Genomic DNA, 14,627 nt, shown 5'->3' with positions numbered 1-14,627 from the left:
CCCCCCCCCCCCCCCCCCCCGGCCGTTCTTGTGATCGGGTTCTTTACGTGCGCTCTGCTGCTGTTACCAGCGATACCACCGGCCGCGCGATCGGCCGCCGGTGCCGGCACTGCGGAAAACGAATCCCAACAGCCACACCGCCAACACGATGACCGCGAGCCACCAGAGCACCTTGAGAGCGAATCCGGCGCCGAAGAGGACAAGAGCGAGAAGGAGGACGAGTATCAGAGGAATCATGTTCATCGAATGCCCGGGAACCCCGTTCGAATTCCTTTGAATTTCTGCCGGCCGATCCTCACGTGAAACTTCGCCCCTCCGGCCGCCCACCCGCGCTGCGCCTCTCATCGTGCGGATTACGGCCGCGGCGGCCCTCGCAGCCCGATCACGCGTCCTGTAGGCGAACCGCTCGCTCCACCCACCCAGCGGTCATACGCGCGGCGCTCTCTGCACCGGATGCTCCACCGTGCAAGCGCCCCCGTTTCGACACCCGTCGATCAGCACACTGCGCCAACCGACACGCATTCCCCGTAGTCACAGTCCCCCGCCGTCCCCTTCCGGCAGCCGTCGTACGGGTGTTTGTCGCCTATGACGTCGGGCAGCCGCACGCGTGGCAGACCCCACCCGCGAAGCGACACGCATCGCGGGCCGCGCATGGAAGGGATGATCCCATGACGGCCGAACTCGAAGGACTCAAGGTCGCGTTCCTTGTCGCTCCCGAGGGATTCGAGCAGGTCGAATTCACGTCGCCGTGGCAAGCGGTCGAGAACGCCGGCGGCAGCCCGGTGCTGGTCTCCACGACGCGCGGGAAGGCCCAGGCGTTCAAGCACCTGGATCGCGGCGACTCGTTCCCCGTGGACGCCGTCGTCGACGAGGTCACCGCCGACGATTTCGACGCACTCGTACTTCCCGGCGGCGTGGCGAATCCGGACTTCCTGCGGACCAACTCGCAAGCGGTGTCCTTCGCCAAGTCGTTCTTCGACCGGGGCAAACCGGTCGCGGTCATCTGCCACGGCCCGTGGACGCTCGTCGAGGCCGGTGTCCTGTCCGGCCGGCGCATCACCTCGTGGCCGAGCCTGGCCACCGACATCCGCAACGCCGGCGCGGACTGGCGCGACGAGGAAGTCGTCGTCGACTCGGACGGCCCGAACACCCTCATCAGCAGCCGCAAGCCGGACGACCTGCCGGCCTTCGACACAGCCCTCGTACGGCACTTCGCCACCGCCGCCTGACCCCTCAACACCCTCCGAGGCGGGGCACCGGTCAGGGGCCGGTTTCCCGGTGCCCGGCCGAGACCGGCGCCGGGGCGGCATCAAGGCGCTGATGAGCAGCGGGGCGACAAGCCCCGCGTCAGTCGCCGCTCCTCACCGCGTCAATCGTCGTGTCGGCCTGTCGGCGTCGCTTCGTCGATCGCGGGTGCCCACACCACGGTGCTGTGCCTAACGGAAACCGGGGGGGGGGGGGGGGGGGGGGGGGGGGGGGGGGGGGGGGGGGGGGGGGGGGGGGGGGGGGGGGGGGGGGGGGGGGGGGGGGGGGCCCCCCCCCCCCCCCCCCCACCCCGGTTGTCAGCCGGTGCCGCGTGACGGACGTAAGGCGCCCCACCCACGCCGTCAGCGCATCACGCGTACAGAACGCGTACAGCGCGTACCCGCGCATCTCGGCTTGCCGGCAGCGGCCGTGCCGTCATCGCTGCCCCTCGTCGCGGGGTTGGTCGCGGCGTTGTTCGTCCTCGTCCTCCGGTCTCTTCTCCTCGCGTGGGCGCGAGCCGAGGGTTCCGAAACCCGCGAGCTCGTGCGGGAGGCGGCGTACTCCGTCGCGAGGCATCTCGTTGGGTTCCCGGCGGGCCGAGACCGTGGAGTCGTGCGCCGTCCACGCCTCGGTCCGCGGGCTGCGGGGCGGGGGCGGTCGGCGCAGCCGGACACCGCGTACGACGGGCCAGATGAGCAGGCCCGCGATGATCGCCGCGACCAGGAAGATGGCGGCGATTTTCGCGCCCATGTCATTTGCCGCGAGCAGTTGAGTCTCCATATCCGGCGGCTACCCTGTCGCTTCCGCTTGACGCACACCAGGTGATCGACTCAGGGATTCAGTGCCAGGAAGATGAAGGCCGACAGCAACGCCAGGTGGACGCCGGCCTGAAGCAGCGTCGCGCGACCGGGGATGACAGTGAGGACGCCCACCACGACCGACAGTGCGAGAAGCACCATCTGGGTCGGTTCGAGCCCGAGGACGAGCGGGCCGTCGAGCCAGATGGACGCGAGGGCGATGACGGGGATGGTCAGGCCGATGCTGGCCATCGCGGAGCCGTAGCCCAGATTGAGGCTGATCTGCACCTGGCCGCGCCGCGACGACCGTACGGCCGCAAGAGTCTCCGGCAGCAGGACCAGCAGCGCGATGACGACGCCGACCGCGGAGTGCGGGAACCCGGCGGCGGCGACGCCGTCCTCGATCGCGGGTGAGTCGACCTTGGCGAGTCCCACCACACCGATCAGGGCGACCAGCAGCAGCGCGAGGGCCCGCCATGCCTGTCGATTGCTGGGTGTCTCGCCGTGGCCGTCGGTGTCGGTGTCGGTGTCGGTGTCGGTGTCGGTGTCGGTGTCGACGACGTTGTTGTCTGTATCGATCGGCAGGAAGTCGTCCCGGTGGCGCACGGTCTGCACAAGCACGAACAGCCCGTACAGCGCGAGCGACGCGACGGCGGCGAACGCGAGCTGGCTGCCGGAGAACTGCGGCCCCGGCTCGCTGGTCGTGAATGTGGGGAACACCAGGCTGAGCGTGGCGAGCGTCGCCACGGTCGCCAGGGCACCGCCCGTGCCCTCGGCGTTGAACGTCGCGACGCGGCGTCGGAGCGCGGCGGTCAGCAGCGACAGCCCGACGATGCCGTTGAGGGTGATCATGACCGCCGCGAACACCGTGTCGCGGGCCAGGGTCGCCGTCTTGTCCTCATCCCCGGTGACCATCAGGGTCACGATGAGCCCGACTTCGATCACCGTGACCGCAACGGCCAGGATCAGGGCACCGAACGGCTCCCCTACGCGCTCCGCGACGACCTCTGCGTGGTGGACCGCTGCCAGCACGGCCGCGACGAGGAAGACGCCGACCGCCCCTGCCGCGCCGTAAGGGAGATCTCGTCCCCACGTCAGGCCGAGAACGACGGCGGCGAGCACGGGGGCGAGGAAGGTCCAGTCGGTGAGGGCTCGGCGGACGGCAGTGGTCATGCAGCTCTCAATTCCATGACGGCGCGGCATGCACGCCCGGGTCATCCCGCCCCGAGGCTCCGCGGCGAGGCCTGGATGGAGGCCGACACCACGGCTACAGGTGGCCAGGCGGTCACGGGCGACGGGCACGGGCAACGGGCACGGCAGAAGCGGCCGGCACAACCTGCCTTCGGTGGTCCGAACGTCGCGCCGGCGCGTACCCCGGCGCGAGCAGGCATGAGCCGGCCGCATCGCGCAATTGGCAACTGTCCAACGACTTTACCAAATCTTTGCGCCTGCCCTACTGAGGGTTAACCTGTAGATTCACTCGTGCCGGCGACCGGACGCACTCTGCCCCTCAGGTTCGCCCGCCACCGCTCCGCTTCCGCTCCGGGACCTCGCCGTGCCATTCGTGGGGGTCTCCGGGGATCCGCGGGGTCTCTTCGCGGCCCCCTTCGCCGAACACCTGGTCACGGAGTTCGGTGTCGCCTTCCTGGTGATAGCCCGGGGCGATCCCGAAGCCCATCACGGAGAGCAACTTGCCGCCCACCGCACCGAGCAGCGCGATGCCGATGCCCGTCCAGAACAGCCAGGGCTGGTCCGCGATCATGCCCGCGCCGCCGACGCACAGACCGACGAGGATGAGGATGACGCCGGTCCAGGCCGCAGGCGAGGAACCGTGGTTGCCGTGCACCCCCCGTATGCCGACCTGGTCGTCCGGAACACCGGCGGTTCCGCGCCGGGCGGGTGCGGAGTCGCTGCGCGTGCTTCGCGCATCACCCGTGTCCGCTGCGTTTCCGCCCGTGTTCGTGCGGGGGTTCGTGTGTCGACGCATGTTGGCCCTCCTGCTTGGTGCAACCGCTGCTTCGAGTACTGGTTCGACGGCCGACGTCGCCGAATGTGCGTGGCGCCGAATCCGACCCGGGCCGGCCGCCCGGAAGTTGCGGACGGGATGCGCGTTGCCCGCCGGGCCTCAGTGCCACCGGGTCACGCGCTCACGCCGAACTTGCTCGTGCCTGACCGTCCTCGGATCTCGCGGCTTCGCGGCTACCCGGTCCGCAGGCCTGTGATACGCGGCCGGCAGGGTCCACAATGGAAAGGAGAACGTCCGGCCGGGGGGACCCCCAGGAGGCTGGCGCCATGACCGAGCCCGCGCGCTATGCCATCACTCTTCCGGGCTGTCATGGCCCGCACACTCCCGCCACCGTGGTCATCGTCCACCGCACGGAAGCACGCGGACCCGGCCGTTTCCCGGTCTACGTCGACGACACGGGCCTGTTCCGTGTTCAGATCGTCGGCGGCGTCGCCCAACCGCTCGTCGGCACCGACAGCCACGGGCAGCGCTGCCTGCACGCCCTGCCCTTGCCGCCGTGCGCCTCGCGCCAGCCGTCCCACATGGGCCCGTTGGCGGCACTGTGAGCGCCGTCGCCCGGCACGGTCACGGGCACCGTTATGTGCGTCGTTCGCGGGTAGATGCGGAACCTCGGGGCCAACCGTACGAAAGGACGGAGCGATGGCGGACGAGGCACAGGGCGACGCAGCACGGGGAGACGACGTCTACCAGCCGACCGAATCCGATGTCGGCAACCCGCCCGACGACGCTCTCGACATGCAGAACGCCCTCGACGAAAGGGACCTGGACACCACGCTGGACGAGGGCTACTCCCCGCCGGAACGCCCGCTCGCGGTCGAGGACTACGGCACGACCCAGGGCGAACAGAACGCCGGGGAGAACCTGGACCGGCGCCTCGCCCGCGAACAACCCGACACCCAGCCGGATTCGGGCGACGGAATCGGCGACCTCGCCGACGGCGAAGGCGAGCCGTTGGACGACGAGGTCGGGGGTGCCCGCACCGGGCGACTCACCGAGGACGACGATCCCGCCACGCATGGCGACCGAACTCTTGGGCGCGACGTGGGAATCGACGGCGGTGCGGCGTCCGCGGAGGAAGCAGCCGTGCACACGATCGACGACGAAGGGTGATCGGACGCATGAGCGGTGCCCACGCGCCGGCGTTCGGCGCGACCCTCGGCGTCGAAGAGGAATTCCTCACCGTGCACCCGGCCACGTGGGCCCCGGTTCCTGCGGTCGCCGACATCATCGCCGCGATCCCGCCGAGTGCCGTAGCCGCCGAACTGAAGCCGGAGTTGCTGGCCGCCCAGGTCGAGGCCGCGACCCCGGTCTGCGGGAGCCTCGCCGAGGTCCGGGTGCAACTCGCCCAGGCCAGAAGCTCCTTGGCGATCGCCGCCGCGGCGCGCGGGCTCGCGGTGACGTCGGCGGGGTTCGCATTCGTCACCCCCGACGACGCGCCGCTCGCCCTGGCGGCAGGCGAACGTTACCGGCAGATCGGCGAGTTGTACGCGGGCGTGATCCCCGACTACGCCGCGTGCGGCTGCCATGTCCACGTCGGGGTACCGGACCGCGAGACCGCGGTCGCGGTGGTGAACCATCTGCGGCCCTGGCTCCCGACGTTGCTGGCGCTGTCCGGCAACTCCCCTTTCGCGCGCGGCCGGGACACGGGTTACGCGAGCTGGCGGGCGGTGACACAGGGCCGGTTCCCGGGGTTCGGCGTGCCCCCGTGGTGTGCCGACGTCGCGGCGTACGACCGTGCCCTCGAACGCCAGGCGGAGTTCGGTACGACCGCCGACGCGCGCATGACCTTCTGGTGCGCGCGACCGTCCGAGCACGCCCCGACGGTCGAGGTACGGGCGGCCGACGCGCTGGCGACCGTCGACGAAACGGTGCTGCAGGCAGGCCTGACAAGGGCGCTGGTGGTCCGGGCCCGCGCCGACCTCACCGCGGGACGCGAGGCGCCGAAGCTCGATCCGCCGGTCTGCGAGGCGGCTCTGTGGTCCGCGGCCCGCTACGGACTGGGCGGTCCGGGCGTGCATCCCGTCCGCGAACGCCGGGTTCCGGCACGACAGTTGCTCCAGGAAATACTCGACCACACGGACGACGCCCTGGACGAACTCGGCGACCGCGTCGAAGTCCGCCGCCTGGTGGGCAAGGTCCTCGCCTCCGGCACAGGCGCGGAACGCCAGCGGGCCGCGGCGGTGTCGCGCGGCATGCGCGCAGCCGCCGAACTGGTCCTGCTGCGCCCGGATCCGTCCGATTCGGACGGCTGGCTCCCCAGGGAGACGACGTGGCAGGCCCGGAACCCCCTCGACGCGGGCCCCGCACGCGTCTCCTCGGCGCGACGGCCGTGATGCCGCGCAAGGCGTGCGGGCGCCGCCCGGGAGTCACATGAAGGCCTGCCTCTGCCGCGCCGACCAGCGCCCGGCCTGTCCCCTCCGCGCCGACCCGTACATCCCGCCCGCCCTCGCGCGGCGCCGACCGGTGTGTCGGTCCGGCCTGTGTCTACTGGTTGGGCTCTGCCGCGCTGATGTCGGCGAGGGCCGACGTCGGGTCGCGCTCCATGGCGAGGTCTCCCAGCGAGACGACGCCGATAGGGCGTCCTTCCTCGACGACCGGCAGCCTGCGCAGGGCCTTCGTGCTCATCAGGTAGATCGCGTGGTCGACCGCGTCGTCGGGGGCCACGGTGACGACCTCGTCGCTGCACAGGGCGTGCACGGTCGTCTTGTCCGGGTCCTTGCCCTCGGCGAGGCCGCGGACCACGAGGTCCCGGTCGGTGAGCACGCCGCGCAGTTCGCCGTCGTCGGTGACCAGGACGTCGCCGATGCCCAGGTCCCGCATCCGGCGTGCCGCCTCGGTCGCCGAGGTTCGCAGTTCGACCGTGACCGGTTCAGTGGTCATGAGTTCTCGGACCGTCTGGGTCATGGCTCTCCTCGTTGGTCGTTGCCGTGCCCGTGCCGGGGCCGGGTCGCCCCGCGTCTACCCGGCGTCGGCGGCGTGAACCAAGGGGTCACCGCGCGTCAAGGACGTCCGTCAGGTCGTAGCGCGCGGGTTCGCTCAACTGTTCATACGTACAGTCGGCCGGCGACTTGTCCGGGCGCCACCGGCGGAATTGCGTCGTGTGCCGGAACCGGTCGCCCTGCGTGTGGTCGTACGCCACCTCGCACACGAGTTCGGGCCGCAGCGGGATCCAGTCGAGCACCCGTCCCCCGGTCCACCGGCTGACCGCCCCGGGAAGCCGGTCGCTTTCGTGGGCCTCGGCGTCGGTCCACCGCGCCCACGGGTGCCCGGCGAGGTCGTCGAGGCGGTACGGCTCCAGCTCGCCGATCAGCTCCGCCCGGCGAGCCATCGTGAACGACGAGGTGACGCCGACGTGTTGCAGGCGTCCCTCGGTGTCGTGCAGCCCCAGCAGCAGCGAGCCGACGACCGGGCCGGACTTGTGCTCGCGGTAGCCGGCCACGACGCAGTCCGCGGTGCGTTCGTGCTTGACCTTGACCATGACCCGCTGGTCGGGCAGGTACGTCCCCGCCGGGTCCTTCGCCACGATGCCGTCCAACCCGGCGCCCTCGAACGTCTCGAACCAGGCGCGGGCCACCTCGGGATCGGTTGTGGCGGGCGCGAGATGGAACGGCACGGGCACGTCTGCGAGCGCTTGTTCGAGCGCGGCGCGGCGTTCGGTCAACGGCCGGTCCGTGTACGCCGTGTCGCCGAGCGCGAGCAGGTCGAACGCCACGAACGACGCCGGTGTGGTGGCGGCGAGGTGCCGTACGCGTGACTCGGCGGGGTGGATGCGGTCCTGCAGCCGGTCGAAGTCGAGGTGGTCGCCGATCGCGATGACGATCTCGCCGTCCAGCACGCAGCGCGGCGGAAGCAGGCGCCGGGCAGCGTCGACCAGGTCGGGAAAGTAGCGGTCGAGCGGCTTGGTGTTGCGGCTGCCGATCAGGACCTCGTCGCCGTCGCGGAAAACGATCGCTCGGAAGCCGTCCCACTTGGCCTCGTAGTGCATGCCCGGAGGGATGCGGGCGGCCGACTTGGCGAGCATGGGCTTGACCGGCGGCATGACGGGGAGGCGCATACGCCATAGTTTGCTGCGTTTTCCAACGAATTGCCGCTCGGCGGGCGGCCGGCGGCACTACGCCAGCCTACGCTGACCTACAAGACATACCAGGACGAAAACTCACACGACTGCCTACCCTGGGGCATGAGCAGTGCCGAGCAGATCGAGATCGACGGTCATTCCGTACGGGTCAGCAACGTCGACAAGGTGTACTTTCCCGAACGCGGTTTCACCAAGGGCGACGTCGTCCGCTACGTCATGGCCGTGGGGACGGGAATGCTCCGCGCGTTCGGCGACCGCCCCACGACGCTCGAACGCCACCCCGACGGCGTCGGCGGCGAATCGTTCTACCAAAAGCGCGTGCCGAAATACGTGCCGGAGTGGATCAGGACCGCCCGTATCCGCTTCCCGAGCGGACGCACCGCCGACGAGCTGTGCCCCGACAGCGTCGCGTCTCTGGTGTGGGCCGCGAACCTGGGCTGCCTGACGTTCCACCCGTGGCCGGTCCGGCGCGGCGACACCGAGCATCCCGACGAGCTGCGCATCGACCTCGACCCCCAGCCCGGCACCGACTTCGCCGACGCGGTCCGCGCCGCGCACGAGATGCGGGCCGTCCTCGACGAGCACGGCCTGACCGCGTGGCCCAAGACGTCCGGCGGCCGGGGTCTGCACCTGTACGTGCCGCTGCGTCCGTCGTGGCCGTTCGTGGAGGTGCGCCGCGCGGTGATCGCGCTTGGCCGGGAGCTGGAGTCCCGGATGCCCGAGCACGTGACCATGGCGTGGTGGAAGGAAGAGCGCGGGCGCAAGGTCTTCGTGGACTACAACCAGATGGCCCGGGACCGGACGATCGCCGGCGCGTACTCGGTCCGCGCGAATCCGCGCGCGACCGTATCGGCCCCGCTGACCTGGGACGAAGTCGACGACGCGCATCCGGACGACTTCGACCTGGCCACCATGCCCGAGCGGTTCGCGCGGCTGGGCGACGTGCACGCCGACATGTCCGGGCACGCCTTCGACCTCGGCTCCGCCCTGGCTCTGTCCGACCGCCAGACCCACGACAGCGGCTCGGGCGATCTGCCCTATCCCCCGGACCATCCGAAGATGCCCGGGGAACCGGCCCGCGTCCAACCCAGCCGGGCCCGAAAACCGTAGGCTTCGGGCGGGCCGATCGGGCCCGGGCGAGTCGGCCGTCCGACCGGTCAGCCGTTCGGGAGGATCACCGCGCGCCCGTTGACCTGGCCCGCGTGCAGGCGCTCGTACGCGAGGGGTGCCTCGTCCAACGTGTAGGTCTCGACGTGGACCTCGACTGCCCCGGCGCGGGCGAGATCGAGGACTTCGAGGAGTTCCCCGCGGCTGCCCCAGTAGGGCGCGGTCACGGCGACGTCGTACGGCAGGGCTCCGATGCCGACCGGCAGCGTCCCGCCGCCGAGGCCGACGATCGTCACGTCGGCTTCGACCGCCGCGCACGCCCCCGCGATCGCGGTGGTCGCGGGGGCGCCGACGAAGTCGAAGACGGCCTCCGCCCCGAGGCCGCCGGTCAGTTCGTGCACCCTGGTTCGGGGTCGGGGACGTTCACCGGCTCCGGCGGCGCACCCACGCTGCGGTATTGCAGGGCTCTCATGGTCTCGGTTCCTTCCTCGGCCGACGCGGCGGCGGGTTCACCACTCGACGTCGAACGCGTTGAGCAGTGCTTCCTCTCCGGACTCCCCACCCGACGCCCCGAGCGCGTGCATGGTCTCGATGCCCTGCTCGGTCCAGATCGTCTTGCCGGTGCGCCGGTAGCGGCTGCCCCAGCGCGACGCCAGTTGCGCGACGAGGAAGAGACCGCGCCCGCCCTCGTCGGTCGCGACCGAACGGCGCAGGCGCGGCTGGGTGTTGCTGGGGTCGGACACCTCGCAGACGAGGATGTTGTCGCGGATCAGCCGAAGGCCGATAGGGCCGCCCGCGTAGCGGATGGCGTTGGTGACCAGTTCGCTGACCACGAGTTCGGTGCTGAACACCAGCTCGTCCAGGCCCCAGGCGGAGAGCTGACGCGTGGCCAGTTCGCGTGCGCGACTGACGACCGAGGGATCCGCGGGCAACTCCCAATCCGCGATGGCGTCTTCGGGGACACTGCGGGTGCGCGCGAGCAGCAGGGCCACGTCGTCTTCGCGGGACGGGTCGAGAGTGCCCAGCACCTCGGGGCCGATGTCGATGAGGGGGCGGTCTCGGTTCCGGTCGATGCTGCGCCGGAACTCCCCCAGCAGGGTGCTGATGTCGGCGTCGCGGCGCTCGATCAGACCGTCGGTGAAGAAGGCCAGCAGCGTCCCGTCGGGCAGGTCCAGCTCGACGGACTCGAACGGCATGCCGCCGACGCCGAGCGGTGGGCCGGGGCTGAGGTCGACGAACTCCGGTTCGCGGCCGGGGAGTGCGACCAGGGGAGGCGGGTGGCCGGCACTCGCGATCGCGCAGCGGCGACCGACCGGGTCGTAGACGCCGTACAGGAACGTGGCTCCCTGCGCGGCGAGTTCGGATGTCGGGTCGCCGGGGTCGTGCTCGGGCCAGTAGCTGAGCACCAAGTCGTCGAGGTGGCTGATCAGTTCGACGGGTTCCAGGTCGAGGTCGGCGAGGGTCTGCACGGCGGTGCGCAGGCGTCCCATGGCCGCGGTGGCGCCGAGCCCGTGGCCCACGACGTCGCCGACGACGAATCCGGTGCGCAGTGAGGACAAGGCGATCACATCGAACCAGTCGCCGCCGACACCCGCGTCGCCTTCCGCGGGAAGGTAGGTTCCCGCGGTGTCGGCGGCCGGGGTACGCAGAACCGGGCGCGGCAGCAGGCTGCGCTGCAACGCGACGGCGGTGCGGTGTTCGCGGGTGTAGCGGCGGGCGTTGTCGACGCTGAGTGCGGCGCGCGAGGTGATCTCCGCGAGCATGCCGGCGTCGGCGTCGTCGAAGTCGGCCTCGGTCTGGACCCGCCAGGCGGTGACGGTGCCGAGGATCAGGCCGCGGGCGAACAACGGGATCACGATCAGCGAGTGCGCCCCGCGCGGGATGATGGCGCGGCTCTCCTGCGGCGTCATGCTCAGGGCCTCGCGCAGTTGCTCCATGTCGGAGACGACCACAGCGGCGCCTTCCACGACCGGGTGGAGCAGGGGGCTTTCCGGAACCCACGGCAGAAGGTGCCCGAGGCCGACCACCTCGTCCGGCCATCCCTCCTGACCGGTGACCCCGCCGTTCGCGTCGGCCGCGGCCATCGCGACGCGGCGGATGCGGATGTCGGTGTCGCCCTTCGGCGGTTCTTCGCCGTGCAGTACCGGTTCGGTCAGATCGACGGCGGCGAGGTCGGTGAGTTCGGGGACGAGGACCCGCGCGAGACGGTTGGTGGTGTCCACGAGGTCGAGCGTGGCGCCGATTCCGGTCGCCGCCGCGTGGCTGAGCCGGGCGTACCGTTCGCTGCGTTCGCGGGCGGCCTCCCAAGCGACGGCCCGGCGGCTGGGGACGAGGACGACCAGCCAGTTCCCGTCGGCCGGTCGACCGGGCTGGTCGGGGCCGGTGAGCCGGGACAACGGGTGGGCCGTGTAGCGGAATTCGGTGGGCACGCCGGACGCGGAGGGCAGTACGGCGTTGCCCCGGTGCGCGCCGCCGTCGTCACGGTGGCCCACGGCGAGGGCGCGCCGCAGATTCTCGGCGATCCGCTCGCCGTCGGTTTCCCGGAAAAGCCGGCGCGCGGCAGGCGTCCACAGATGTATGCCGCCGCGCGCGTGCAGGACCACCGCGGCGGCCTCGATTCCGCCGGCCTCGATCCCGCAAATCAGGAACGGCACCTCTTCGGAGCCGGCCCTGTCGGAAGAATTCATCGTTCCTCGCCTGCTGTCGGGGCTGACCGGGTGCGGTCCCATTCTCCCGCCGCGGCGCACGATCAGCCATGGCACGCAAGGCGCGCAGACACGTGCTCGAAGGCGCCGACCTGCTGTTTTGCGGAGTCCGGGGCGGCCTCACGACCACTGGGCCGGGCACGCCCCGGCCCGGCGCTGCGGGGCTGCGGCGGGGGAACGGCACGAGAGCCGGCAGCGAAGTCCCCCGGAAACCACAAAAGCCCCGGACGCTTGACGCCCGAGGCCGTTTCCCGCATATATTGAAGCTTTCTGTGCCTTGAATGACGGACACAGAAAAGAGACCACGAAAAACAATGTGCGGTCATGATATCCGGCCGGGAGTTGAATTGTCAAACGCCGAACGCGCCGAAAACACCGAAATGCGCAACGAGCAGGAATTCCTCGACCTCGTCCACGCCCGGCTCCGCGAGCTGCAGGCCGAAGCGGAGGCCGGGGTGGCTGCCGCCCTTGGCCGGGAGTCCGGCACCCGGCAGGACCGCGTGGAGCGCGACATCGCGGTGGCGGACCATACGAGCCTGCTCGCCGCTTTCGACGCCGGCGACGCCGGGCTGTGCTTCGGGCGGCTTTTCTTCCGGGACGGCGCCGACCACCACATCGGACGCATCGGCATCCGGCGCGACGACGCCGAGCACACCCCGCTGGTCATCGACTGGCGGGCGGATGTCGCGCGGCCCTTCTATCTCGCCACCGGCTATACCCCGATGGGCCTGCGGCGACGGCGCCACATCACCACCGCCGGCCGCCGGGTGGTCGCGCTGCACGACGAAATCCTCGACCTCGCCGACACCCGGCGCACCGGCCACGAGGGGCCCGACGCCGACGGGGTCCTCCTCGCCGCGCTGGACGCCGCACGCACCGGGCGCATGCACGACATCGTGCAGACCATCCAGGCCGAGCAGGACCGCGTCATCCGCGCACCGCACCGCGGCGTCCTCGTCGTCGAAGGCGGCCCGGGCACCGGCAAGACGGTCGTCGCGCTGCACCGGGCGGCGTACCTGCTGTACGCCGACCGCGAGCAGCTCACGCGCCGGGTCGTGCTCGTGGTGGGGCCGAACCCGGCGTTCCTGACGTACATCGAGGACGTCCTGCCCTCGCTCGGCGAGACGGGTGTGCTGTTCGCGACGCCGGGAGAGCTGTTCCCCGGCGTCACCGCGACGGCCACCGACATGCCCGAGGCCGCCGAGATCAAGGGGCGCGCCGAGATGGCCGAGATCCTCGCGCGCTTCGTCGCCGACCGCCAGACGGTTCCCGACGAGCCGCTGGTCATCCCGCACGAGGACGGCGAACTGCTGCTGGACGCCGCGATCGCGACCGCGGCCCGGCGGCGGGCCCGCGAGACGCTGCTGCCGCACAATCTGGCCCGGCCGCACTTCGCGGCGCGGGTCGTCGACGGCCTGTCGGCACAGCTCATCGACCGGCTGGGCGCCGACCCGTACGGAGGGCCGAACTTCCTCGGCTCCGAAGAGGTCGCGGAGCTGCGCATGTCGGTCGCGTCGAGCGATGAGGTGCACAAGGCGATCGACGTCCTGTGGCCGCGCCTGACACCGCAGCAGCTCATCGCCGACTACCTCGACGATCCGGTGCACCTGCCGGACGACGAGGCGCGGGCGATCCGGCGCCCCGTCGTGCACGACCCGGTGTTCGGCACGTGGACGACCGGCGAATGGACTGTCTCCGACGTGCCGTTGCTTGATGAGGCCGCCGAACTCCTGGGCGAGGACGACTCGTTGGCGCGCGCTGCGGCCGAGGCCGAGCGGCGTCGCCAGATCGCCTACGCGCAGGGCGTGCTGGACATGTCCTACGGCTCACGCACGCACGAGTTCGAGGGCCGGGGCGACGAGGAGTCCGAAGTGCTGGGCGCCCACGACCTGGTCGACGCGGAACGGCTCGCGGAACGCCACGAGGAGGCGGACCACCGCACGGCGGCGGAGCGCGCGGCGGCCGACCGCACGTGGTCGTTCGGCCACATCGTCGTCGACGAGGCGCAGGAACTGTCCCCGATGGCTTGGCGGTTGCTGATGCGCCGCAGTCCGACGAAGTCGATGACGCTGGTCGGCGACCCGGCGCAGACCTCGGAACCGGGCGGCTGCGGCTCGTGGGAGCGGATCCTCACGCCGTTCGTGGGAGACCGGTGGGAGCGCTTCCGGCTCGGGGTGAACTACCGGACACCGAGCGAGATCATGGCGGTTGCCGCGCGCGTCCGGCGGGCGGTCGACGCGGAATTCGAGCCGCCCGAGTCGGTGCGGTCGACGGGCGTGACGCCGTGGGCGCACCGCGCCACGGACGTTCCCGGCGCGGTGTCCTCCGTTGTCGCCGACCTGGTAGCGGCCCACCCGGCGGACCGCGTCGGGGTTGTCGCGCCGCGCGACATGCTCGACGCGCTGTTGGCCGCACTGCCCGACGCGGCGTACGGCGTGGCGCCCGAACTCACGTTGCCCGTCGTCCTCCTGCATCCTCGGCAGGCCAAGGGGTTGGAATTCGACGCGGTCGTGGTCGTGGAGCCGGGTGACTTCGGCGCCAACGATCTGTACGTCGCACTGACCCGGGCCACCCAGCGCCTCGGGGTCGTGCACAGCGGGAAGCTCCCGCCCGGACTCGACGAACTGCCGCCGTACGTCTAGGCGGTCATGCAAGAACCGGTTCGCCCC

The 14,627-nt window shown here is 71.2% G+C and carries 13 protein-coding genes and 1 pseudogene; 6 read left to right on the top strand and 8 right to left on the bottom strand.

From position 1 onward, the window contains the following. Positions 1–63: 63 nt before the first annotated feature. Complete coding sequence (locus ACRX5W_RS27690; protein WP_436791069.1) at positions 64–237, bottom strand: hydrophobic protein; 174 nt, start codon at positions 235–237, stop codon at positions 64–66. A gap of 431 nt (positions 238–668) precedes the next feature. Between ACRX5W_RS27690 and ACRX5W_RS27685 the strand changes: the two genes are divergently transcribed. Then, on the top strand, positions 669–1,229 hold the full coding sequence (locus ACRX5W_RS27685) for a type 1 glutamine amidotransferase domain-containing protein (RefSeq protein ID WP_436791068.1): 561 nt from the start codon (positions 669–671) through the stop codon (positions 1,227–1,229). A gap of 451 nt (positions 1,230–1,680) precedes the next feature. On the opposite strand, the gene ACRX5W_RS27680 is transcribed toward ACRX5W_RS27685, so the two are convergent. The 3 genes from ACRX5W_RS27680 to ACRX5W_RS27670 form a co-directional block, all read right to left on the bottom strand. Continuing rightward, positions 1,681–2,025: a DUF6479 family protein gene (locus ACRX5W_RS27680; RefSeq protein ID WP_436791067.1), complete on the bottom strand. Its 345-nt coding sequence runs from the start codon at positions 2,023–2,025 to the stop codon at positions 1,681–1,683. A gap of 50 nt (positions 2,026–2,075) precedes the next feature. Continuing rightward, positions 2,076–3,215 (bottom strand): calcium:proton antiporter, encoded by a 1,140-nt coding sequence (locus ACRX5W_RS27675; protein WP_436791066.1) that lies wholly within the window; start codon positions 3,213–3,215, stop codon positions 2,076–2,078. 337 nt (positions 3,216–3,552) lie between these two features. Further along, on the bottom strand, positions 3,553–4,029 hold the full coding sequence (locus ACRX5W_RS27670; protein WP_436791065.1) for an HGxxPAAW family protein: 477 nt from the start codon (positions 4,027–4,029) through the stop codon (positions 3,553–3,555). Between the two features lie 305 nt (positions 4,030–4,334). Between ACRX5W_RS27670 and ACRX5W_RS27665 the strand changes: the two genes are divergently transcribed. The 3 genes from ACRX5W_RS27665 (at position 4,335) to ACRX5W_RS27655 (ending at position 6,401) form a co-directional block, all read left to right on the top strand. Beyond that, positions 4,335–4,613 (top strand): DUF6296 family protein, encoded by a 279-nt coding sequence (locus ACRX5W_RS27665; RefSeq protein WP_436791064.1) that lies wholly within the window; start codon positions 4,335–4,337, stop codon positions 4,611–4,613. Between the two features lie 94 nt (positions 4,614–4,707). Next, on the top strand, positions 4,708–5,178 hold the full coding sequence (locus ACRX5W_RS27660; protein ID WP_436791063.1) for a DUF5709 domain-containing protein: 471 nt from the start codon (positions 4,708–4,710) through the stop codon (positions 5,176–5,178). 8 nt (positions 5,179–5,186) lie between these two features. Then, positions 5,187–6,401, top strand: coding sequence for a carboxylate-amine ligase (locus ACRX5W_RS27655; protein WP_436791062.1), 1,215 nt, complete (start codon positions 5,187–5,189; stop codon positions 6,399–6,401). 151 nt (positions 6,402–6,552) lie between these two features. Here the strand turns inward: ACRX5W_RS27655 and ACRX5W_RS27650 are convergent, their stop codons facing one another. Then, on the bottom strand, positions 6,553–6,972 hold the full coding sequence (locus ACRX5W_RS27650; RefSeq protein ID WP_436791061.1) for a CBS domain-containing protein: 420 nt from the start codon (positions 6,970–6,972) through the stop codon (positions 6,553–6,555). An 85-nt stretch (positions 6,973–7,057) separates the two neighbouring features. Further along, positions 7,058–8,122 (bottom strand): ATP-dependent DNA ligase, encoded by a 1,065-nt coding sequence (locus ACRX5W_RS27645; RefSeq protein WP_436791060.1) that lies wholly within the window; start codon positions 8,120–8,122, stop codon positions 7,058–7,060. A 126-nt stretch (positions 8,123–8,248) separates the two neighbouring features. Between ACRX5W_RS27645 and ligD the strand changes: the two genes are divergently transcribed. Further along, positions 8,249–9,256 (top strand): non-homologous end-joining DNA ligase, encoded by a 1,008-nt coding sequence (ligD, locus tag ACRX5W_RS27640; RefSeq protein ID WP_436791059.1) that lies wholly within the window; start codon positions 8,249–8,251, stop codon positions 9,254–9,256. 47 nt (positions 9,257–9,303) lie between these two features. Here ligD and ACRX5W_RS27635 read toward each other — a convergent pair. Continuing rightward, positions 9,304–9,657, bottom strand: a pseudogene (locus ACRX5W_RS27635) (zinc-binding dehydrogenase); the annotation flags it as partial. A gap of 105 nt (positions 9,658–9,762) precedes the next feature. Then, on the bottom strand, positions 9,763–11,940 hold the full coding sequence (locus ACRX5W_RS27630; protein WP_436791058.1) for an ATP-binding SpoIIE family protein phosphatase: 2,178 nt from the start codon (positions 11,938–11,940) through the stop codon (positions 9,763–9,765). Positions 11,941–12,338: 398 nt separating this feature from the next. On the opposite strand from ACRX5W_RS27630, the gene ACRX5W_RS27625 reads away from it, so the two are divergent. Beyond that, complete coding sequence (locus tag ACRX5W_RS27625) at positions 12,339–14,600, top strand: HelD family protein (protein ID WP_436791152.1); 2,262 nt, start codon at positions 12,339–12,341, stop codon at positions 14,598–14,600. Positions 14,601–14,627: the final 27 nt, after the last annotated feature.

Source organism: Yinghuangia sp. YIM S10712 (genome assembly GCF_051388935.1).
Classification (GTDB): domain Bacteria; phylum Actinomycetota; class Actinomycetes; order Streptomycetales; family Streptomycetaceae; genus Yinghuangia.
The sequence above is the reverse complement of the archived record's forward strand: the minus strand, read 5'-3'. Positions and strand labels throughout refer to the sequence as shown.

What these genes read in the sequence shown, in the direction of transcription:
- ACRX5W_RS27665 (WP_436791064.1), top strand. Translation starts at nt 4,335, where the DNA reads ATGACCGAGCCCGCGCGCTATGCCATCACTCTTCCGGGCTGTCATGGC.
- ACRX5W_RS27625 (WP_436791152.1), top strand. Translation starts at nt 12,339, where the DNA reads ATGCGCAACGAGCAGGAATTCCTCGACCTCGTCCACGCCCGGCTCCGC.
- ACRX5W_RS27680 (WP_436791067.1), bottom strand. Translation starts at nt 2,025, where the DNA reads ATGGAGACTCAACTGCTCGCGGCAAATGACATGGGCGCGAAAATCGCC.
- ACRX5W_RS27645 (WP_436791060.1), bottom strand. Translation starts at nt 8,122, where the DNA reads ATGCGCCTCCCCGTCATGCCGCCGGTCAAGCCCATGCTCGCCAAGTCG.
- ACRX5W_RS27670 (WP_436791065.1), bottom strand. Translation starts at nt 4,029, where the DNA reads ATGCGTCGACACACGAACCCCCGCACGAACACGGGCGGAAACGCAGCG.
- ACRX5W_RS27655 (WP_436791062.1), top strand. Translation starts at nt 5,187, where the DNA reads ATGAGCGGTGCCCACGCGCCGGCGTTCGGCGCGACCCTCGGCGTCGAA.
- ACRX5W_RS27685 (WP_436791068.1), top strand. Translation starts at nt 669, where the DNA reads ATGACGGCCGAACTCGAAGGACTCAAGGTCGCGTTCCTTGTCGCTCCC.
- ACRX5W_RS27690 (WP_436791069.1), bottom strand. Translation starts at nt 237, where the DNA reads ATGATTCCTCTGATACTCGTCCTCCTTCTCGCTCTTGTCCTCTTCGGC.
- ACRX5W_RS27675 (WP_436791066.1), bottom strand. Translation starts at nt 3,215, where the DNA reads ATGACCACTGCCGTCCGCCGAGCCCTCACCGACTGGACCTTCCTCGCC.
- ACRX5W_RS27650 (WP_436791061.1), bottom strand. Translation starts at nt 6,972, where the DNA reads ATGACCCAGACGGTCCGAGAACTCATGACCACTGAACCGGTCACGGTC.
- ACRX5W_RS27630 (WP_436791058.1), bottom strand. Translation starts at nt 11,940, where the DNA reads ATGAATTCTTCCGACAGGGCCGGCTCCGAAGAGGTGCCGTTCCTGATT.
- ligD (WP_436791059.1), top strand. Translation starts at nt 8,249, where the DNA reads ATGAGCAGTGCCGAGCAGATCGAGATCGACGGTCATTCCGTACGGGTC.
- ACRX5W_RS27660 (WP_436791063.1), top strand. Translation starts at nt 4,708, where the DNA reads ATGGCGGACGAGGCACAGGGCGACGCAGCACGGGGAGACGACGTCTAC.